Source organism: Campylobacter sp. VBCF_04 NA7 (genome assembly GCF_027737405.1).
Classification (GTDB): domain Bacteria; phylum Campylobacterota; class Campylobacteria; order Campylobacterales; family Campylobacteraceae; genus Campylobacter_B.
Map to the genome: position 1 here is coordinate 1 of NZ_JAOVTT010000010.1, position 21514 is coordinate 21514.

Below are 21514 nucleotides of genomic sequence, written 5' to 3' on the forward strand. Positions count from 1 at the left end.
GACTATACAGATGAGGAAACGCCTTGCTCCATACCGAACCAAGAAGCTAAGCTCATCATGGCTGATGATACTCTCCGTTACTCGGATGTCGGGAAAGTAGGTCGTTGCGGACTTTGTTTTTATTCTTGCTTTAAAATTTAATCAATCAAAATTTAATTAGTTGTAAATTTTCTTTAATGTTATACAATAAAACATGTGCATAAATTTGCATATTATTTGCTTACCATTATGGTGGGCAATAAGTTGCCCACCATACGATTTATACAAAAAAATTTAAAAATCCCCGCGCAAAAATGCTTTGCAGGGGGATTAGATTTTTACTCGTATTCTACCACAGATAGGACTTTTGGTTTTTTGCTTTTTGGATCTTTGACCTTTCTATCTAGAAGCGTTAGCTTTTTTATATGTCCCGTAACTACTATCTCAGGGCAATGATAATCTTCCTCTATCTGTTTGCTATTTTCACTAAATTCTACTTTGCTTAGTGAAAATTCTATATCTATATCAATAACCCTATCGATATAACCAGGTGATTTTTTAGCTTTTAAAAACTCTTTTGCTTCATCTTTTGCCATTTTTAAAATATGCTTATCGGTATTGACATTATCAAAAACTAAAATACCTTGATCGCTACCGCTTAGAGCCCTTGCAATTTTTCCCTTACTAAGATTATAAAAGCTATCTTTGGTTATAAATTTAACAGGAAATTCCTCTTTTTCAAAATCATATTCATCAAATTCTGCTATTGAGAGCATAGAATAAATTTTGTTTGTATCAAGGTTTTTGTGTTGTTCTTTTAGCTTTTCTAATGCTTCTTTTGCTTGTTTGTAGGCATCTGCTCTTTCAAATTCATCATCTTTGACTTTGTAGTATTTTGAGTCATCAAAATGATATAAATACCATGCTCCTGCTATATTATCTTCTATTATATTATTGTTTGCAAGAGCGTGTAAGACCAACTCATCGCTAACATTTCCGTTAAAATCGATAGCTTCCCCGCCAAAACACAATCCGCAAACTAGCGACGCTAAAAGGAGTTTTTTTAACATAATTTATCCTTTAAAGTAAATTTAAGGTAATTATAAAGAGGGCGGGCTTAAACATAGTTTAAAACTGAGATTTTTTGGAAAAATTATGGTTAAATTTGATATTTTTTGTCAAAGTTATCGTGAGAATTGTTAAATTTTGAGCAAGTCTGCAATCAATTTTTGTGCTACGAAAAATTAAAAAGTAAAAAATTAAAATAAAAATAGTATCTAGACATTGTATAAACGAAAAAGGTAAAAATTTTCTTTTACAAGTAAGCGATGTTTTAAATTCAATTAATATAGAACTAGTCTTTGAGTGGAGAGTATGAATATGAATAAATTTATAAATATATTCATCGCCATAATTTTTGGATTTTCTGCCACGCTAAACGCTTCTATGCTTCCGAATTCCAAAATTCTACAATCAAATTTAAATTTGGTCAGTGTCGAAAATCCACGCTGTATTTCAACATCAAACTATGGCAAAGAAAAATTTGGATTAGAAATCAAAGATATTAGAAAAATTAATTTAAAATTTTAAAAAATTTGCATTGATTAAATTTTACTTTTTATAATTAAAAATAAAATTTATCAGTATCATCGCTACCAAAGCTTCTATCAGCGAGGCGACGATCATTGCGTAATAAATCTCTTTGCTTATGAAATTTGCCTCGAAAAACAGCGTCGCAGTCGCAATTAAAAGTGTCAGTGGCATTGAGAGGCTAAGCGCAAAAAGCGCGCCTGCTCGCGCGTGCAGTATCTCCCAAAACACCCCAGCGCACAAAATTCTCGTAAAAATCATTATCCCAGCTAGCAGCAGGCAAAATTTCAAAACCCCGGGCATTAGCAGTGCGTCCAGCTCGACCGCCGCGCCTGTGTGTATGAAAAATATCGGCACGATAAAACCAAAGCCAAACGACGATAGCTTTGGCACGAGGCCCTCTTTGTGCGAGAAAAATGTCGGCAAAAACGCCCCCGCGATGAAGGCCGCGATAAAGATTTCGATATCTAGCCACGACGCGCTCGCGCAAATTAGACAAAAAATCGCCATAGCAAATCGTATGTCTTTTTCGTTTTTGTCATAGTGTGGCATGATTATGGTTTTTAGGCTCGGATACCACCAAAACACCATTTCTAGGGACTTAAACACTAGCGCGATTGCGCCGATAAATCCCACAAGCGAGCCGATTTTAAGCAGCATACTCGCCCCAAAGCCGTCTTTTAGGTAAATCCCCACCACGCTAAGGGCTACGATGCTTACTATCTCGCCAAGCACGCCTACTAGCATGGCTAGATTGAGCCACTCTTCGTCCTTGCCGTAGTCCTTATACAGCGTCGAGAGTAGTCCTACGCTCATAAGTGGCACGGCGATGATGATTAAATTTGGCAAATCAAAAATCGCTACCAAAATCGCGCCCAAGATATAAAGCAGGGTCAAAAACAGAAGCGATTTTTTTAAAATTTGGCGCGAAATTTTAAACAAAAAGCGAAAATCCACCTCTGCCCCAGCCAAAAACATAAGGTAATAAAACCCGATTTTAGAGGCGAAATCAAAGGTAGGATTGGCATAAAGCAGGCCCAAATTTCCAGCGATTATGCCTAGGATTATCTCTGTGGGCGAGACTGGGATTTTTAGCACTTTGGCTAGATACGGCGAGGTAAATATGAAAAATCCTAGCGTGATTAAAATTAAAATTTCGCTCATTTTGGTTAAATTTCGAAATTTAGCCACGCCAAATTTGGCAATGGCTAAATTTGTTTATTCGATTTCCTCTTTAAATTTGCATTTCGGACACTCGGCGAAATTGCCTTTTTTCAGCTCTTTTCGCACCATGTAGGTGTTTTTGCACTCAGGGCATTTGCGCGAAAGCACGGCGTAGTTGCTCACAAAATCGCACTTTGGATAGTTCGAGCAACCATAAAATTTCCCCCTGCGCGAAAATCTCTCGACCACATCGCCCTTGGCGCATTTTGGGCAGATTACGCCGGTGCTGGTGGCCTTTTTGGCTGGGGCTTTGGCAGCGCCTTCGATTTGGCGAGAGTATTTGCATTTCGGATAGCCCTCGCACGCGATAAACTCGCCAAAACGCCCAGCGCGCTTGACTAACTCTTTGCCACATTGTGGGCATTTCTCGCCGATTTTTTCAGGCTCGGATTTGCTTGCCTCATCTGCGCTCTCGCCTAGATTGCGAGAGTATTTGCATTTCGGATACCCTTCGCATGCGATAAACTCGCCAAAACGCCCAGCGCGCCTTACTAACTCTTTGCCACATTGCGGGCATTTCTCGCCGATTGGTTCGGAGATTTTTTGGCTAGCGATTTCGCTCTTGCCTTTGGCGATTTCGTCCATAAATGGGTAGTAAAAATTCGCCAAAATTTCTTGCCAATCAGCCTTATTTTCGGCGATTTCATCGAGTTTTTCTTCCATTTTGGCGGTGAAGTTGCTATCAACGATATTTTTAAAATGCCCCTCCAAAACCTCGGTGATTTTAAAGGCGACCTCGGCTGGGATTAGCTGTTTTTTGTCGATTTCGACATATTTTTTCGAGGTTAGAAGCGTGATAGTTGGCGCATAAGTGCTTGGTCTGCCAATGCCTAGACTTTCTAGCTTTTTAATCAAACTAGCTTCTGAATACCTAGCTGGTGCTTCGGTGAAATGTTGTTCGCTTCCTAGGCTTTCAAGCTCCATTTTATCGCCTTTTTTAAGCTCGGGCAAAATTTTATCCTTATCCAAATCACCATAAACCTTGTAAAATCCGTCAAATGTAACCTTGCGCCCGCTTATGCGAAATTCAGCGCTCGCCCCACAAATCGTGATTGTTTGGATATCTGAGGTAGAAGCGCTCATTTGACATGCGATGAAACGGTTATAAATCAGCGTATAAAGCCTAGCTTCGTCGCGTGGGAGCGTGGCCTTTGCCATTTGTGGCGTAAAGGCTATGTTTGTAGGGCGAATCGCCTCGTGGGCTTCTTGCGCGCCTTTGGATTTGGTGGTGTAAATGTTTGGCGATTTTGGCAGATACTGCGCGCCATAGGTTTTTTCGATCATATCGCGTGCGGCAGCAACGGCCTCTTTGGCTAAATTTAGGCTATCTGTTCTCATATATGTAATCGCACCGCCAAAATTCGTATTCACGCCCTCATACAGGCTCTGGGCTAGGCTCATAGTCTTGCGCGGATTAAAGCCAAGGCTAGTTGAGGCTGCTTGTTGAAGTGTGCTTGTCATAAACGGCGCGCTTGGGGCTGTTTTGCGAGATTTGCTCTCAATCGCGCTAACGCTAAATTCTTCGCTTTTTAAAATTTTTAAAATTTTATCGGCCTGGGCTTTTGTTTTTATGGATAGTTTTTCCATTTTTTCGCCGTTAAATTTGACAAATTCGGCTTCTAGCTTTTTCTTAAAAACAGCGTCTATGCTGTGGTATTCTACCGGCACAAACGCTCTTATTTCGCGCTCTTTATCGACAATGATTTTTAAAGCCGCGCTTTGGACGCGCCCAGCGCTTAGCCCTCTTTGGATTTTGGTGTTTAGTAGCGGACTTAACTTGTATCCTACTATGCGATCTAGTAAGCGACGCGCTTGTTGGGCATTTACGCTATTCATATCGAGCGTGCGTGGCGAGTTTATGGCGTTATCAATCGCGCTTTTTGTGATTTCGTGAAATACAATGCGAGGCAGGCTGGTTGGGGCTTTGCCGATTGATTCTGCGATATGGTATGCTATCGCCTCTCCCTCTCTATCCTCGTCGGTTGCTAGGTAAATTTGACCTGCTTTTTTGGCTAAATTTTTTATCTGCGACACGATCGCTTCGTGATCGGTGCTGATTTCGTATTCAGGGCTAAATTTGTTGCCGTCGATTTTAATGCCAAATTTTTTCTGCGGAAGGTCGCGGATATGACCTTTGCTAGCGATTACTTCGTAATCTTCGCCTAAAAATTTTTTTATCGTTTTGGCTTTGGCTGGTGATTCAACTATGACTAAATTTTTCATATTTCTCTCTTATTTTAAAATTCTTGGTAGCGTAATACCCTCTTGGGCTTGGTATTTGCCCTTTTTGTCGGCGTATGTTACTTCGCATGGCTCATCGCCTTGCAAAAACAGCACCTGCGCGATTCCCTCGTTTGCGTAAATTTTGGCTGGAAGCGGGGTTGTGTTTGAGATTTCGATCGTGATATGCCCCTTAAATCCCGGCTCAAAAGGCGTTACATTTACGATGATTCCGCACCTTGCGTAAGTGCTCTTGCCAAGGCAGATTGCAAGCACATCAGAAGGCATATTAAAATACTCGATTGTGCGAGCTAGCGCAAACGAATTTGGCGGGACGATACAGATATCGCCTACGAAATCCACGACATTTTTTTCGTCGAAATTCTTAGGATCGACGACCGTGCCACCGATATTTGTGAAAATTTTAAACTCATTTCCCACTCTGATATCATATCCGTAGCTTGATACGCCATAGCTCACCACGCCTTTTCCCACTTGCTCTTCGGCAAATGGCACTATCATAGCGTGCTTTTGCGACATTTCTCTAATCCATTTATCGCTTTTTAGTCCCATATTTATCCTTAAACTGAAAAATTTTTCGCGCATTATAGCAATAAAATTCCACGATTTACAAATTTGGTGCTATAATTCAAATTTAATTTTGCAATTAAATGCAGAAATTTATCAAATTTTAAGGAGACAAGATGAAAATCTTAGGCAAATTCGCGTTCGCTGCGCTTTTTATCGCTTCATCACTAGTTGCGGCTAAACCAAACATCTACATTTTGGCCACAGGTGGCACAATCGCTGGTGGAGGCGATAGCGCTGTTAGCGGTGATTACACATCAGGCACAAAAACTGTCGATGAATTGCTAGCTGCTGTTCCTCAAATCAACGACATTGCAAATGTCAAAGGCGAGCAAATTTCGCAAATCGGCTCACAAGAGATGAACGATGAAGTTTGGCTAAAACTAGCAAACCGCGTAAATGAGCTACTTACAAAAAACGATGTCGATGGCGTAGTCATCACTCACGGAACTGATACTATGGAAGAGACAGCGTATTTTCTAAATTTGGTTGTAAAAAGCAAAAAACCTATCGTAATGGTTGGCGCGATGAGATCTGGCACTTCACTAAGCGCAGATGGCCCGCTAAATATCTTTAATGGCGTAAATGTCGCAATCAACCCAAGCGCTCGCGAAAAAGGCGTAATGGTCGTAATGAACGACGAAATTCACGCAGCACGCGAAGTAACTAAAACAAACACAACTGCTGTTGATACATTTGCTTCACCAAACGCAGGCAAAATCGGCACCGTAAATTACGGAATCGTAAATTTCTATATGAATCCACTTCGCAAACACACAGTCGATAGCGTATTTAACATCAAAGATGTAAAAGAGCTTCCACGCGTTGATATTTTGTTCGCTCACGCACAAGATGTCGCTGATTTCGTTGAAACTGCTGTTGCAAACGGCGCCAAAGGTATCGTGCTAGCTGGTATGGGCAATGGAAATCCTTTCCCAACTGTCGAAGCTGCACTTGCAAAAGCTAGCGAAAACGGCGTTGTCGTAGTTCGCGCTTCTCGCACAGGTTCTGGCTCAACAAGCGTTGGCGCAGAGGTCGATGACGCAAAATACGGATTTTTAACAAGCGATAACCTAAACGCTGCCAAAGCTAGGGTTTTACTACAACTTGCCCTTTCAAAAGGTCTAGACAAAGCGAAAATTGCTGAAATTTACGCTACTCATTAATAACTCTTGGGCGCAGATTTTGCGCCCTTTTTTAAATTTAACTTCACTTTAAATTCCATAAAATTTCGCTAAATTTAAATTTAATGTAAGAATTAACTAAATTTAGGTAAAATGCGCCTTTGGAATTTCTATTTTTAGGAGAAATAAATGAAACAAGAAGATATTAAGGAATTGATGACTTTTTTTGACGAAAAATCATCTCTGAGCAAGATTAAAATTAAAAATGACGATTTTGAAATCGAAATTAAAAAATTCGGCGCAGATATCGAAACCGGCGCAGCATGTGCCACACCTGCACCGCACGCCCCGGCTGCTGTGCCAGCTGTAAATGTCGTCGTAGGCGACTCTCACGCAGCTAGCAAGGCTAGCATGGATACTATTGATAGCCCTATGGTTGGCACTTTTTACAAGGCTGCAAGTCCGGGCGCAAACCCATTTGTAAGCGCCGGTCAAGTCGTGCATAAAGGCGATACTATCGGCATTATCGAAGCGATGAAGATTATGAACGAGGTCGAGGCTGAGTTTGATTGTCGTATCATCAAATCGCTAGTAGAGGACGGACAACCAGTAGAATACGCTATGTCGCTATTTGAGGTTGAAAAGCTATGAAAGAGCTAAATAAAATTCTTATCGCAAACCGCGGTGAGATAGCGCTTCGCGCACTTCGCACTATTCAGGAAATGGGCAAAAAGGCCATTGTCGTGCATTCAACAGCCGATCAAGACGCACTTTATGTCAAATATGCTGACGCTGCGATCTGCATAGGTGGGCCACGCTCGACTGATAGCTACCTAAATATCCCCGCAATTATCACAGCATGCGAGCTGACAGAGGCTGACGCGATTTTCCCTGGTTATGGATTTTTGAGCGAAAATCAAAATTTCGTCGAAATTTGCGCTAAACACGGCATTAAATTTATCGGCCCAAGTGTTGAAGCTATGACGCTAATGAGCGATAAAAGCAAGGCTAAGCAAGTAATGATGAGAGCTGGAATCCCGGTAGTGCCAGGATCAGATGGCGCGATTGCCGATGTCGAGGCTGCGCGCAAACTAGCAAAGGAAATCGGCTATCCTGTCATCATCAAAGCAGCCGCTGGTGGTGGCGGACGCGGTATGAGAGTGGTCGAGAGAGAAGAGGATTTAGAAAAGCTCTTTTGGTCGGCTGAGAGTGAGGCTATGAGCGCGTTTGGCGACGGGACAATGTATATGGAAAAATACATCACCAATCCGCGCCATATCGAGGTTCAAGTCATCGGCGACGAGCACGGAAATGTCCTACATGTGGGCGAGCGCGACTGCTCTATGCAACGCCGCCATCAAAAACTAATCGAAGAGAGCCCGGCGGTGATACTCGACGAAGAAACCCGCGCCAAGCTCCTAGAAACTGCCGTTCGCGCGACTAAGGCGATAGGCTATGTCAGTGCGGGAACATTTGAGTTTTTATACGACAGCAAGGATAAGAAATTTTATTTCATTGAAATGAATACACGCTTGCAGGTCGAGCATACGGTCAGCGAAATGCGCTCAGGGCTTGATTTGATCGAACAAATGATTCGTGTGGCAGAGGGACACAAGCTCCCTAGCCAAGATGAGATTAAATTTAGCGGACATGCGATTGAGTGCAGAATCACAGCCGAAGATCCGAAAAGCTTCATGCCAAATCCGGGCAAAATCACTCGCTACATAGCACCTGGCGGACGCAATGTGCGTATGGATAGCCATGTGTATGAGGGATACAGCGTGCCGGCGTTTTACGATAGTATGATTGGCAAGCTTATCGTGCATGACAAAGACAGGCTTCGCGCGATTTCAAAAATGAAAATCGCACTATCCCAGCTCGTCATCGGCGGTATCAAATCGACCCGCGATTTCCACATTGCGATGATGAATAACCCTGATTTTATCAACAACGACTACGATACAAACTATCTGTCAAAACACTAAAATTCTAAATTTAGCCCATTTTTGGGCTAAATTTAGTTAAATTATTTATTTTTATTTCATTTCATTAAAAATTTTATTTTGCTTTAAATAAGCCATTTCGGCTAACAGCCCAAATTCCGTAATGTTTTGCTCTAATGTATTCATTAGATTTCTCCTTTATTAAAAATTTTTGTATTTTTATCTGAGATAGATACGATAGTTAAATAAATTTGAAAAATCAAAACTCCATTTTTTCATATCGAAGACTTTTTCTATCTCTTGTATTTTGCCACATACTTTATTCGTAAATTGGTAATCATCGGCAAAATGTGGCATTAATATTTCAGGGAAAATAAAAGTCGCTTCATTATTTCTAATATACATTTTCCAAAAAGCTATTTCTTTTTCCGTTTTATTTTCTACAATAGATACATTTACGATATGATAAAAAGCATTTTCAAATAAACTATCAGAGATTTTTTCACTTTTATTTATTATTATAGAATAGTTGTAATTTTTGATAATATCTCTATCTTTTTCCACTTCGTTGCGTTTTGTTATTTTGAATTTGGTTTCTTCAATAGCCTTTTTATTTTTCCTATAAAAATCGAATTGAGCTGATTTATCGGCGTGTAAATTTTGATATTGTGAAATTAAATTTATGTATTGTTTATAATCTGATGAATTTGTATCAAATTCTTTTTGTATTATTTCGCCGTAACAATTAACAGCCATTTTTTCAACATGAATTCCGTCCAACATAGCTTCATCGAATTCCCCACATAATTGACCATTATAGAGTATTTCATCTTTATCGCTACTATTGATTTCGACATATACACTTTTTGGATATTCTACAATTTTATCAATCTTTGATTTAGGCTCTATTTGGCAATATTTATTTGCGATAATCCTAGTAGGAACGACATCGTAAAACGGCACCAAAACACATAAGGCAACAGATATAGCCACTGCTTTATTGCTTTTTGAAACTGCACCCACAATAACGCATATTATAACGCTTACTACTACATAAGCGGCAAATACAAAAGTTATAATTAAGTCCATAAATTTTCCTTTCAGGTCGTATCGTTTATCCACGATACGAAATGTTTCGCATTTTTGCAATGACAAATCAAATGTAAATTTTGCCAAATCTGTCATTGCGAGGAAAGGCGTAGCCTTGACGAAGCAATCTACGAATTAAAATCGCCAATCGCTAAATTCGCAAAATTTTAAAATTCAATGAAATTAGCCAAAACGCTGACTTTGAATTTCAAGCTCGTAGATTGCCACGCAAGCAAGCTTGCTCGCAATGACAAATCAAGGGCTAGGGAATTTCTCTGAATCGCCACAAAATATTTCGCAAATTTTGCCGATGACAAAACGGGCGAAATTTACTCCAAAACTTCGTCTAATCGCACGAACTCAAAGCCATTTTTAACCAAAATTTTAAGGCCCCCCACCACGCCTGCGCCACTTGGCTTTTGGGGGTGGTTGGCGTGAGCGATGATGATGTCGCCGCCGCGCGCACTAGACACAGCGGTGCGCGCCCCTTCCGCGCTCATCGTAGCCCCAGCATCTCCTAGCACACTAAATCCCACGGGCGCGTATCCCATATCATAAATCTGCGCCACGGCAAACTCATCGTAATACGCCGTGCCTGAGCGGTAAAATTTCGGGCGTGCGCCAGTGATTTTTTCGATTAAATCGGCGTTTCGCGCGATTTCATCGTATAGCTCGCCAGCATCCGCCGTGCCCTTTATGCCGTAAATACTAGCCCCATTTAGCGAGGCTGGGGAGTGTGCGGTGCCGTGATTTTCGATTTCGAAATTTGGATTTTGGCGCAAACGCTCGAATTTTTGTGGGAATTTCTCTATCCAGCGCAAATTTACAAAAAATGTCGCTTTCAGGCTGTGTTTTTCTAAAAATCCCACGATTCGCTCGTCCAAATCGTCCGTTTTGCTTCCGCACAGATCGAGCGTGAGGGCGATTTGTTTTTTATCGGTTTTGAAATTTTTAATCACGCCCTGTAATTCCTCGCCCCAAAGTTTGGGCGTGGGGGCAGAGTATTTTTGCAAAATTTGCTCTTTGGTCAAATTTTCGCCCTGCGCGCCACACAAAACCCCCAAAGCGCAGATAAAAATTAAAAATTTTTTCATTGATTTCCCCTTGTAAATTCGGCTAAATTTTGGCTAAATTTAAAAAGGGGCAAATTTTGAAATTCGCTAAAATTTCTAAATTTTGCCCCAAATTTGCGCTTAAATTTTGTTTATTTTTGCGCCAAAATGTCGCCAAGCACCTTTGCGGCGTGGTCTTTGGCTTTGACAGATTTATAGACTTTTTCGATTTTGCCGTCTTTGCCGATGAGAAATGTCGAGCGCACGATCCCTAGATACTCGCGCCCGTAGTTTTTGCGCACTTGAAGCACGCCGTAAGCCTTGGCGACTTCGCGTTCGTGGTCGCTTAGCAAGATATGGCGCAGGCTTTGCTTGGCGATAAAGCTGGCGTGTGATTTGGTGCTATCTGGGCTAATGCCTATAATCAGGGCGTCCTCGGCGATAAATTTATCCCAAAGCTCGCTAAATTCGCAAGCCTCAGTGGTGCAACCAGGCGTATTATCCTTAGGATAAAAATACAAAACGACCCTTTTGCCGATAAAATCGCTTAGGCGAATTTGCACCCCGTCGGCGTTTTCTAGGGCGAAATTTGGCGCCATATCGCCCTTAGCAAGCGTGATTTTGCGCGCTAAATCCTCTGCGCTAAATGTAGTCTCAGCCATTTTGCGCCTTTTTGCGCATATCTGCGACGCTTTCGCCACCGAAATAGAAATTCTCAGCCTCGTCGTATTCGAATTTTACGACCACGCGACTTGGCACCTTGCCTAGGTTTTCGACCATTGTTTTGGTGATTTCACCAGCGATTTTGTCTTGCAACTCCTTGCTTGGGGCTGGTTTGGTTAGGTGGATATTGATGATTGGCATTTTTACTCCTTTATAAAATAATCTCCGTCAAAACTGATTAGCGAATATTTTCGCTCATCTCCTAGCGCGCCGACAAGCTCATTTATGCTTAGAAATGTCAGGCTGTCTGCGCCGATATACTCGCGCACCTCTTCGGTGCTTTTGTTTGCGCTGATTAGCTCGGCGTAGCTTGGCGTGTCTATGCCGTATCTATCTGGGTGCTTGATTTCTGGGCTTGCGATACACATGTGAATCTCCCTCGCCCCAGCGTGGCGCAGAAGCTCGACGATTTTTTTGCTAGTTGTGCCTCGCACGATACTATCGTCGATGACGACTATACTTTTGTCTTTCAAAACCTCGCTCATAGGGTTTAGTTTGAGTTTGACCTTTAAATTTCGCATTTCTTGTGTCGGCTCGATAAATGTGCGCCCCACATAGTGATTTCTCACAATCGCTAGCTCAAAAGGCACCTCGCTTGCAGCCGAGTATCCCAAAGCGGCTGGCACGCCACTATCTGGGACAGGGACGACAAAATCAGCTTTGATATTTTTGCATTTTTCAGCCAAAACTGCGCCTAGTTTTTTGCGGATATTATAGACATTTTTACCCTCGACCGTGCTGTCTGGGCGGGCGAAATATATGTATTCAAATGCGCAAATTCTAGGATCAACTTCTTCGAAAATTTGAAGCGATTTTATCTCATCTTTGCCCTCTTCGAAAATCACCATTTCGCCGGGCTTCACATCTCGTATAAACTCCGCTCCCACCAAATCAAAGGCGCATGTCTCGCTCGCTACGATATATCCGCCGTCATTTAATCTACCGATACTAAGAGGCCTTACGCCGTGCGGATCGCGCAGGGCAAACATTTTGCTACGACTTAAAATCAGAAGCGAATACGCCCCAGCGCATTTTTTCACAGCCTCGATTATGCGGTTTTGCAATTTTTTTTCTTTGCTTCTAGCGATTAAATGCAAGATATTTTCTGTGTCCATATTTGACTGAAATATCGCTCCCTCGGCGATTAGCTCAGATCTAACGCTATCTTTGTTTATCAAATTTCCATTATGCACGATTGAAATTTCGCCTAGGGCGTATTTAGCGGAGATTGGTTGCGCGTCGTGGATACTCTCGTTGCCCGCTGTGGAGTAGCGATTGTGGCCGATTGCGCTATTGCCCTTTAAAATTTCAAGGGCTTGCGGGGTGAAAATTTTGGTTACTAGCCCTTGACCTTTTACCGTGTTTATATGGTGGTTGTGATTAGCACTTACTCCGCTTGCCTCTTGGCCTCGGTGTTGCATCGAAAACAGCCCATAAACCGCCGTTTTAGCCGCATTGGCTGAATTTATAACTCCTACTATCGCGCACATTTTAAAATCCTAAACAATCATTTATGCTATAAAGGCCATTTTTTTGTGTGGCAAGCCAAATTCCAGCCTTAATCGCGCCATTGGCGAAGGTTGCACGGCTCGTGGCGGTATGGTTTAGCTCGATATACTCGCCATCGTTGTAAAACCCTACTGTGTGGCGTCCGACGATATCGCCACCACGAAGCGCCATGACAGCGATTTCGTCTTTGCCCCGTTCTCCGATTAGCCCGTCGCGCCCGCTAATTCGCACTTTTTTGATATCTAAATCTCGCGCATTTGCAGCAGTAGTGGCTAATGTCATTGCTGTGCCACTTGGGGCGTCTTTTTTGTGTTTGTGGTGCATTTCGACTATTTCGCAATCAAAATCGCGCAAAGCCTTGCTAGCTAGATTTACGAGCTTGTTTAGCACGGCTACTCCAAGGCTCATATTTGTCGCGTGAAAAACTGGCATTTTTTGTGCGCACTCTTTTAGCAGTGCTTCGCCCTCATCGCCTAGGGCAGTAGTGCCGATGACAAGGGGTTTTGGGTGAGTTTGGGCGAATTTTAATAAATTTATCGCCCCGTCTCTAATGGTAAAATCAATCACCACATCGCAAGAATCAAAAAATTTCGCCAAATCGTCTGTGATTACGCATTTGGGGCTGTATGAGAGCTCCTCAATAGTATAAATCGCGCTAACTTCTGCGTTTTCGTAGTTTTTCAGACACTCATAAATCATACTCCCCATTCTACCGCTACCGCCGTGGATACCAATCCTAACCATTTTAACCCTTTCTGAATTTGTAAAAATTTGGCGTAGTATAGCCAAATTTAGCTTATTTCTGAATTCGTTGCGTGGAATTTTCCGTAGCGCAAATTTTGCTTAATCTGTCATTGCGAGGAGCTGTGAAACAGCGACGAAGCAATCCAGTAAAATTTAAATTCGGAATTCAACCTAAATTTAGCATTGAACGATTTTTTAAATTTTAAGCAAAATTTGAAATTCTCTGTAAGGGGGAGGGCGCGCTTGTTTGCTCTGCTTCGCGCGCTGCGCTCGCAAGAAACCTGCTTCGGCTTCCGCCTCGCACCGCTACGCTGGTTTTGGAAACACTACCCTCCCCCTTACCAACCCCCACCCCTGTAAAACCTTAGAAGTGGCTAAATTTAGAGCTTCGCTCTAAATTTAGCTGATTTTATTTTTACGGAAATGCTTCGCATTTCTCTTGTAATTACGAAATTTTTAAATTTCACTTCTCTACGCCAAGGCCGACGCTGATGAAGCTATCTTGCTTCGCGCTGACATTTGCAGGCTTTTTAATCACGATTTGTGAGTCCGAAACACCCAAATTTGCAAGCGCGCTTTGCACGGATTTAGCGCGCGCGACGGCTAAATTCTCCAAACGCGAGGTTGTGAATTTTTGCGCCTGTATGAGTTTTTCAAATCCCTCTTCGCCACCCTCTTTTATACGGTGTTTCGCCCTTAGGCTCGCAATCGCAGCGTCAGATGAGAGATTTTCTTTTAGCATTACCCTGTCTATATTTTCGTTTAGCGTGACGAGCTTAAACGCCCTAGTATCGAGCTTCTCGTTATATGCTGGGGTTAGGGTAATTTTGATTTCTGGCTTTGATTTTGCAATCGTGGCAAGATTCTCGATTTTTTCGTTTTCGCTGATCAAAATCTCGCTACTAGCAGGCTCGAAGTCGATTCCATCGAGCGAGGCAGTATCGATTCCAGCGATTTTGCCCAAAAACCTAAACGGACTTAGCACGATATCGCTAAATAGCTTCGTCACAGCCCCCACAATTACGCCTCCAAAGCTAAATTTCGGATCGTTTAGATTCCCGCTGATTGGCAGGCTGACATTGATTTGGCCGTCGCTGTCTTTGAGAATCGAAATCGCTAAATCCAGCGGCAAATTCAGCGCGTCTTTACTCTCAACTTTTTCGCCAAGCACGAGATTATCGAGGTTTATGTCGTTTGTGGCGTTTAGTTTGGAGGCGTTGATTTTATAATTTAGCTTTAAATTGCTCTTGCCGCTTTTTATCTCATAGCCCACGAATTTCGCGCTGTATGGGGTGATATCACTGAGCGCGACATCTTTTAAAACCACGCTAATATCGCTTTTTTGCTCTGGCGCGAAAGGATAGGCTTTAAGAGCGATTTGCCCTAAGCCACTTTTGCCCACAAGGCCGTTAAATTTGAGGTTTGCTTGGGATTTGTCGCTGATTTTATCGATTGTAGTTTTGATTTTGGAGACCGTGATATTTAGCGGCATAAACAGCGTATCGTCGATGAAATTAAACGAGCCGTTTTGCACGCTGAGATTTGAAATATTCACGCCAAAAGCGTTTTTTTGCCCACCTGCTTGGGCTTTTGGCGCGGGCGATTTGGAGGCTGGTTTGCTTGTGGATTTTGGCGAAGTTTTGGCTAGTTTGGCTAGGTTTATCTCGCCGTTTTTGGCAATATGGATTTTCGCGTAAGGGGCGTTTATGGCGATATTTTTGATATCGATTTTGCTCTCATTTAGGCTTAGCGCGCCCACTTTTGCGCTATTTATGCTAAAAACTTTCGCCCCTTTTGCGTCGTTTAGGGCTAAATTTTTGCCCGAAATTTCAGCATTTAGCGCAAATTTATCGCTAAATTTGAAATTTCCTTTTAAATTTGCGCTACCACTTGCGATTTTTGCGTTTAAAAACTGCTCCAAATACGGGTTTGCTTTGCGCAAATCAGGGTGAGCGACATCAAAATCAATGTCTAAGTTCAGCGGATTTATGGTGATTTTCGAGGTCGCATTGACGCTTATTTCGTCGCTTGCCACGCTTGCTTTGGCGCTAAAAGGGGTGCTAAAATTGCTAGATAGATTTTGCACGCTAGCGTCAATTTTAGCGAGGTTGTGGGTCATCTGTGGGGCTACGAAGCTCTCTGTGATTTTCGCGTGGCCACCATTTAGCGCGATTTGCGCGACAGCAAAGCTAAATTTTGGCTCATTTTTGGCTGGTGAAATACTGCGCGCGGAGCCGTTATTTTCGCTATTTTGCGTGAAATTGGCTTCTGGGGCGAGCGAGTGTATCTGAGCTAATAAATTTTGCCTAAATTTCGCATTTTCCGCCTTGCTAGGCGCGTAAGAAATCACGCTTAAATCGTTTATGCTTTTTGCGCCTTCTTCGCTAATCTCTGAGTTAAAAAACGGCGCGTCAATGCCGATTTTGTCGATATTTAGGGCAAGTTTATCTAGGGCAAAATTTAGCTTTTGCGCGCTTAAATTTTTAATTCCGCTAAATTTTTCGTTTTTATTGGCTAGGTTAAGTTCGCCAAATTTTGCCAAATTTAGGGCTAAATTTGAGCCTTTTTCGTCCATTTGGAAGCTAAAATCATCTGCGCTTAAATTTGCCAAATTTATCTTGTCAAATTTCGCCAAGGCTAAATTTAGTGGCAAAATTTCGATTTTTGCGACTTTTGCCTCTGCTTTGGAGGCGTTGTTTTCGCCCCTGAAATTTGCGCTGATTTGCGAAATTTCGCCACCCTTTGCGCTTAAATTTATTAAGCTATCGTTAAATTTGCACTCGCTTAAATTTATCTTGTCTAAATTCGCATTTAAGCCCAAATTTTCGCCCTCCAAGCCAAATTTTAAACCAAAATCAAAAGCCCTGAATTCGCCCAAACTCGCGTTATTTTCTGCGCTTAGAAAATCGCTATTTTTAAGCGAAATTTCGTCAAGGCGCAAGTTTGTGGCTAAATTTTCCCCAAATTTGGCGTCAAAATCAATATTTGCAAGCGAAATTTGCTCTGATTTGATTAAATTTTGGCTAGCAAGCAGGGCAAGATCGTTTAGTGCGATTTTGCTTTTTTTCAAATTTAGCGCGATTTCCTCGTCTAAAATCACCTCATAAAGGGCATTTGCGCTGATTTTTCCACCGAGTAGATCAAGCTCTTTTATATCCAAAAACGATAGCCAAAACGGATTGATTTTGAGATTTTCTACGCTTAAATTTCCCTCGATTTTAAGCGGATTTAGGCTGATTGAGCCTGAGTGAAAGATATTATCGAAAGTCTGCGAAGAGGCGTTAAAATCGTGGTTTCCGATAGAATTACTAGCCAAATTTAGCCCGGCAATTTCGTAGTTTAAGCTACCAAGCTCGATTTTAAAGGGTCGTTCTAGGCTCAAATCTTCGTAAAAAACCCCGCCGTTTTCGATTTTGAAATTATCCAGCTTGACATTTATGCTCGAATTTTCGTCCGTTTTTTCGCTTTCGCCATTGGCATAAAGGCTCTCGAAATTAAACGAGCCGTTATTTTCACGCGAAATGCTGATTTTAGGGCTTTGCAGGCGCAGGGTTTGGATATCTATGGTTTTGTTAAATAGCTCGCCAAATTTCAGCTTGACATCGATTTTCTCTGCCGAAAATAGCGGTTTGAAAGTCGAAAGCGAGGGAGCTGTGATGTTTAGTTCGTAGGTGAAGGGGTTAAATTTCGCGCTTTTAACGCTGAAATTTGCCTCGTTTTCTAGGATTTTTGGAACTGCTTTTTCGATGAGAAGTGGCACGCCAAAAAAGCCAAAAAGCGTGTAAAACGCGCCAATCCCACAAATGCTATAAATAAATTTTTTCTTGTGTTTTGCTAAAAATTTCACCATTTTTGCGCCTATTGATTGTTAAATTTAATAATCTAAAATTATAGCAAATTAAAAATAACCAGGTAAATTTAGGTTTAATTATTAATGAATTTTTGGGCAAATGTGGTTTTTTGTAAGGGGGAGGGCGCGCTTTTTAGGAGACGCTACCCTCCCCCTTACCAACCCCCACCCCTGTAAAACCTTAGAAGTGGCTTAATTTAAAGCTTGCGCTTTAAATTAAGCTGGCTTTATTTTTTGGAAATGCTTCGCATTTCTTTCGCGATAATGCGAATTTTGTGAAATTTAAAAGGAGATTTTTTGTTAGTTCATATCTGTTGTGCGGTGGATTGTGATTATTTTTTGCGTAGGTTGGCGCGCGAGTGCGATGAGCCCTTGGTAGGGTATTTTTACGACCCAAACATACACCCTTACAGCGAGTATTTGCTGAGGTTGGAGGACGCAAAGAGCGTGTGCGAGGGGCTTGGGATCAAATTTTACGCTGGGGAATATGATTATGAGGCGTGGCTTAGTGGGGCAAAAGGCCTTGAAAACGAGCCAGAAAAGGGCAGGCGCTGTGAGTTTTGCTTCGATTTTCGTATGCAAAACACCGCCTGCTTCGCGCGCAGTATTGGCGAGCAAAAAATCACCACGACGCTTTTAATGAGCCCCAAAAAATCGCACGCCCAGCTCGCCCGTTCGCTAGAAAAAATCTGTAAAGAGCAAAATTTGGAGTTTATCGCGCCTGATTTTCGCAAAAACGGCGGCACGAACGAGCAGTTTGCCCTAGCCAAAAAAGAGGGGCTCTATCACCAAAACTACTGCGGCTGCATGTTTGCGCTACGCACGCAGCGCGGAGAGGGCGAAATTTACGAGCTTATGTCGCCAGTTGGTGGGGAAATTTTGCCTGCTTCGATAGAGGAAAAGTTTAAAATTTATAAAAAAGTGGCGAAATTTAGGCGCGAAGGGGTGAAATTTGAGATTATCAGAGATGAGTTTTTAAACTATCGCTTGCTTAGGGCGTGGGTGAAATTCTCTGGGGTGATAAAGCCATCATTTATCTTGCATAACTCCCATTTTAGGCGCGAATTTGTCAAATTTAGCATAAATGAGAGTTGTGAGAAATTTTACTGCGACAAGGGCGAGATTAAAATTTTAAGCCTTAAATTTTTCAACGAAATTTTAAAAACAGATTTCAAAAACACAGCCGAAATTTTAAAAAATCCGCCAAGTCTGAAAAAACAAGAGCAAATTCGCGCGAAAATTTGCGGTGCGCGCTCGCTTTCGCCAATCATCGTCGTAGATGAAATTTACCCAGCCAAAGTGGAGATTTACGCGCTATCTCGGATATTTTTAGATGTTAGGGAAATTTTAGTAAAGTTAGGGTAAAATGGCAAGAATTTTTATCAAGGATACGAAATGATTGACATAACCGAAATCTTAAACATACTCCCGCACCGCTACCCGTTGCTTTTGATCGACAAAGTTACCGATATGGATATGGGAAAAACGATAATCGCTTACAAAAACATCACCTATGGCGAGCAAATTTTCCAAGGACATTTTCCGGGCCATCCGATTTATCCTGGCGTGATGATTATCGAGGGACTTGCCCAAGCTGGGGGAATTTTGGCGTTTAAAGCAATGGAAGCTGAGGGCACGGATTTAAGCGATAAGGTTGTGTATTTTATGAGTATTGACAAGGCGAAATTTAGAAAACCAGTGCGCCCAGGGGACCGCTTAGAATACCGCTTAGAGGCGATTAAACACAGAGGCAGAATTTGGCAGTTAAAGGGCGAAGCGTATATCAAAGATGACGCAGGAGGCGATGTTTTGGCGGCCGAAGCTGAACTTCAAGCAATGGTAATGGATAAATAAAATGAGTAAAATTCATCCAACTGCGATTGTCGAGGACGGAGCGATTTTAGGCGATGATGTTACGATTGAGCCCTATGCGTTTGTTAGCGCTCAGGCCAAAATCGGCTCTGGCACACTCATAAAGCAGGGCGCGCGCATCATCGGCGATACTACAATCGGCGAAAATTCTAAAATTTTCTCTTATGCGATTGTGGGCGATATCCCGCAAGATATCAGCTTTGAAGTAGGCGAAAAAACAGGCCTTATAATCGGCAAAAACGCCACAATTCACGAATTTTGCACCATTAGCTCTGGTTCGCACAAGGGAGACGGATTTACGCGCATTGGCGATAATATCTTTATGATGGCGTATTGCCATGTGGCGCATGATTGCATTTTAGGCGATAATATTATTTTGGCAAATTCAGCCACTTTGGCTGGGCATGTGCAAATGGGCGATTACGCAGTAATCGGCGGTCTAACCCCCGTGCATCAATTCGTCAAAATCGGCGAGAGTTGCATGATAGCAGGGGCTAGCGCGCTTGGACAAGACATAGTGCCGTTTTGTCTAGCGGAGGGAAACAGAGCCTATATCAGGGGGCTAAATTTAACAGGAATTCGCCGTAGATTTGACAGAGATACGGTTGAAATCATCAACAAAGCGTATAAATTTTTGTTTAACCAAGGCGTGGGATTAAAAGAACAAGCCGAAATTTTGATAAACGAAACAGATAACGAGCATGTGAAAAAAATGTGCGATTTTATATTAAACACAAAACGCGGAATTCCGCTAGATAAGGGTAGAAATTAATGTCAGATAAATGTAGTTTTTGTGGTTCGAGCGAAAAGGACGGACTTACGATTTTCCCAAACGATAGTGGCACGGCTTCGATTTGTAGCTATTGTATAGATCAGGCTTATGCAGCACTTCATGGCGGGGAGGTCGCGAAAAAGAGCGAACGAATCGCAGGTGAGATAGATTTCGAGGCGATTAAACCAAAGGCTTTAATGGAGGTTTTGGATAGATATGTAATCGGCCAAGAAAGGGCGAAAAAGATTTTTAGCGTGGGTGTTTATAACCACTACAAACGAATTTTTCGCAAAGATGAGATAGAGGGCGACGATACTGAAATTTCAAAATCAAACATTTTGCTAATTGGCCCCACAGGAAGTGGCAAAACGCTTATGGCGCAGACTTTGGCTAGGTTTTTAGATGTGCCTATTGCAATCAGCGACGCTACAAGCCTAACAGAGGCTGGATATGTGGGCGAAGATGTCGAAAATATCCTAACTCGCCTGCTTCAAGCAGCCGGTGGCGATGTCGAGAGGGCTCAAAGAGGAATTGTATTTGTCGATGAGATCGATAAAATCGCTAGAATGAGCGAAAATCGCTCGATTACGCGCGATGTCAGTGGCGAGGGCGTGCAACAAGCGCTTCTTAAAATCATCGAAGGAAGTGTGGTAAATATCCCGCCAAAAGGTGGCAGAAAACACCCAAATCAAGATTTTATACAAATTGATACGACAAATATTTTATTTGTTTGCGGTGGCGCGTTTGATGGCATAAACGAGATTATCGGACGCAGAATCGGCAAAAATGTGCTTGGTTTTGGGCAAGAAAAACGAAGCAAAAAGGAAAACCAAAATTTGCTTGGCATGGTAGAGGCCGATGATTTGGTGCATTATGGGCTAATCCCTGAGCTTATTGGCAGACTTCATGTCATGGCGAGTTTAAACGAAATCGACGAGGTGGCAATGGTTAGAATTTTAACCGAGCCAAAAAATGCGATTTTAAAACAATACCAAAAACTTTTCGCAATCGACGGGGCAAATTTGAAATTTGACGATGAAGCTCTAAGCGAGGTAGCAAAACTTGCTATCAAGCGCAAAACTGGTGCTAGGGGACTTAGATCGATTATTGAAGAGATTATGATTGATATAATGTTTGACCTACCAGAGCTTAGTGGATATGATGTGATTATCTCAAAAGAGGTAGTCAGTGAGGGCGCAAAGCCGATATTAGTAAAACAAAATTTAACTGCATAG

Annotated in this window: 19 protein-coding genes and 1 rRNA gene; 9 read left to right on the forward strand and 11 right to left on the reverse strand. The window is 42.2% G+C overall.

Annotated features, from left to right (window positions below):
• Positions 1-113, forward strand: a 5S ribosomal RNA gene (gene rrf / locus OFO00_RS07630); the annotation flags it as partial.
• Positions 114-317: 204 nt separating this feature from the next.
• Here the strand turns inward: rrf and OFO00_RS07635 are convergent.
• On the reverse strand, positions 318-1049 hold the full coding sequence (locus tag OFO00_RS07635; protein WP_270865539.1) for a DUF4852 domain-containing protein: 732 nt from the start codon (positions 1047-1049) through the stop codon (positions 318-320).
• Between the two features lie 310 nt (positions 1050-1359).
• On the opposite strand from OFO00_RS07635, the gene OFO00_RS07640 reads away from it, so the two are divergent.
• Positions 1360-1569 carry a hypothetical protein gene (locus OFO00_RS07640; protein ID WP_270865540.1) on the forward strand — a complete coding sequence of 70 codons (210 nt, stop codon included), beginning with the start codon at positions 1360-1362 and terminating at the stop codon, positions 1567-1569.
• Between the two features lie 21 nt (positions 1570-1590).
• Here OFO00_RS07640 and OFO00_RS07645 read toward each other — a convergent pair whose 3' ends face one another.
• From OFO00_RS07645 to dcd, 3 genes are read right to left on the reverse strand one after another with little or no spacing between them, the layout of a single operon-like run.
• Positions 1591-2733, reverse strand: a complete 1143-nt coding sequence (locus OFO00_RS07645) for a cation:proton antiporter (protein WP_270865541.1) — start codon at positions 2731-2733, stop codon at positions 1591-1593.
• Positions 2734-2787: 54 nt separating this feature from the next.
• Complete coding sequence (topA, locus tag OFO00_RS07650) at positions 2788-5016, reverse strand: type I DNA topoisomerase (protein ID WP_270865542.1); 2229 nt, start codon at positions 5014-5016, stop codon at positions 2788-2790.
• 9 nt (positions 5017-5025) lie between these two features.
• Positions 5026-5586: a dCTP deaminase gene (gene dcd / locus OFO00_RS07655; RefSeq protein WP_270859947.1), complete on the reverse strand. Its 561-nt coding sequence runs from the start codon at positions 5584-5586 to the stop codon at positions 5026-5028.
• A 131-nt stretch (positions 5587-5717) separates the two neighbouring features.
• On the opposite strand from dcd, the gene OFO00_RS07660 reads away from it, so the two are divergent.
• The 3 genes from OFO00_RS07660 (at position 5718) to OFO00_RS07670 (ending at position 8710) form a co-directional block, all read left to right on the forward strand.
• Positions 5718-6767, forward strand: coding sequence for a type II asparaginase (locus OFO00_RS07660; RefSeq protein ID WP_270865543.1), 1050 nt, complete (start codon positions 5718-5720; stop codon positions 6765-6767).
• A 147-nt stretch (positions 6768-6914) separates the two neighbouring features.
• Positions 6915-7376, forward strand: coding sequence for an acetyl-CoA carboxylase biotin carboxyl carrier protein (gene accB / locus OFO00_RS07665; protein ID WP_270859945.1), 462 nt, complete (start codon positions 6915-6917; stop codon positions 7374-7376).
• Positions 7373-8710, forward strand: a complete 1338-nt coding sequence (locus tag OFO00_RS07670; RefSeq protein WP_270859944.1) for an acetyl-CoA carboxylase biotin carboxylase subunit — start codon at positions 7373-7375, stop codon at positions 8708-8710. Before accB ends, OFO00_RS07670 begins: the two co-directional genes overlap by 4 nt.
• A 177-nt stretch (positions 8711-8887) precedes the next feature.
• On the opposite strand, the gene OFO00_RS07675 is transcribed toward OFO00_RS07670, so the two are convergent.
• The 7 genes from OFO00_RS07675 to OFO00_RS07705 all read right to left on the reverse strand — a co-directional run bounded on the left by OFO00_RS07675 (position 8888) and on the right by OFO00_RS07705 (position 17635).
• Positions 8888-9757 (reverse strand): hypothetical protein, encoded by an 870-nt coding sequence (locus OFO00_RS07675; RefSeq protein ID WP_270865544.1) that lies wholly within the window; start codon positions 9755-9757, stop codon positions 8888-8890.
• Positions 9758-10086: 329 nt separating this feature from the next.
• Entirely contained in the window at positions 10087-10851 is a 765-nt protein-coding gene (locus OFO00_RS07680) for a polysaccharide deacetylase family protein (protein WP_270865545.1), read from the reverse strand.
• 110 nt (positions 10852-10961) lie between these two features.
• Positions 10962-11429, reverse strand: a complete 468-nt coding sequence (gene bcp, locus OFO00_RS07685) for a thioredoxin-dependent thiol peroxidase (RefSeq protein ID WP_270865558.1) — start codon at positions 11427-11429, stop codon at positions 10962-10964.
• Between the two features lie 34 nt (positions 11430-11463).
• Positions 11464-11673, reverse strand: a complete 210-nt coding sequence (locus tag OFO00_RS07690) for a tautomerase family protein (RefSeq protein ID WP_270862507.1) — start codon at positions 11671-11673, stop codon at positions 11464-11466.
• Between the two features lie 2 nt (positions 11674-11675).
• On the reverse strand, positions 11676-13022 hold the full coding sequence (gene purF, locus OFO00_RS07695; RefSeq protein ID WP_270865546.1) for an amidophosphoribosyltransferase: 1347 nt from the start codon (positions 13020-13022) through the stop codon (positions 11676-11678).
• A gap of 1 nt (position 13023) precedes the next feature.
• Positions 13024-13785, reverse strand: a complete 762-nt coding sequence (dapB, locus tag OFO00_RS07700; protein ID WP_270865547.1) for a 4-hydroxy-tetrahydrodipicolinate reductase — start codon at positions 13783-13785, stop codon at positions 13024-13026.
• A 463-nt stretch (positions 13786-14248) separates the two neighbouring features.
• Positions 14249-17635, reverse strand: a complete 3387-nt coding sequence (locus tag OFO00_RS07705) for a DUF748 domain-containing protein (RefSeq protein WP_270865548.1) — start codon at positions 17633-17635, stop codon at positions 14249-14251.
• Positions 17636-17932: 297 nt separating this feature from the next.
• Here OFO00_RS07705 and OFO00_RS07710 point away from each other — a divergent pair, with 297 nt between their 5' ends.
• From OFO00_RS07710 to clpX, 4 genes are read left to right on the forward strand one after another with little or no spacing between them, the layout of a single operon-like run.
• Positions 17933-19000, forward strand: a complete 1068-nt coding sequence (locus OFO00_RS07710) for an epoxyqueuosine reductase QueH (RefSeq protein WP_270865549.1) — start codon at positions 17933-17935, stop codon at positions 18998-19000.
• A gap of 30 nt (positions 19001-19030) precedes the next feature.
• A complete protein-coding gene (gene fabZ, locus OFO00_RS07715) occupies positions 19031-19489 on the forward strand; it encodes a 3-hydroxyacyl-ACP dehydratase FabZ (RefSeq protein WP_270862810.1) in 459 nt (152 codons plus the stop codon).
• A gap of 1 nt (position 19490) precedes the next feature.
• Positions 19491-20279 (forward strand): acyl-ACP--UDP-N-acetylglucosamine O-acyltransferase, encoded by a 789-nt coding sequence (gene lpxA, locus OFO00_RS07720; RefSeq protein WP_270865550.1) that lies wholly within the window; start codon positions 19491-19493, stop codon positions 20277-20279.
• The gene (gene clpX, locus OFO00_RS07725) at positions 20279-21514 is read left to right on the forward strand and encodes an ATP-dependent Clp protease ATP-binding subunit ClpX (protein ID WP_270865551.1); all 1236 of its coding nucleotides are present in this window, start codon (positions 20279-20281) and stop codon (positions 21512-21514) included. Before lpxA ends, clpX begins: the two co-directional genes overlap by 1 nt.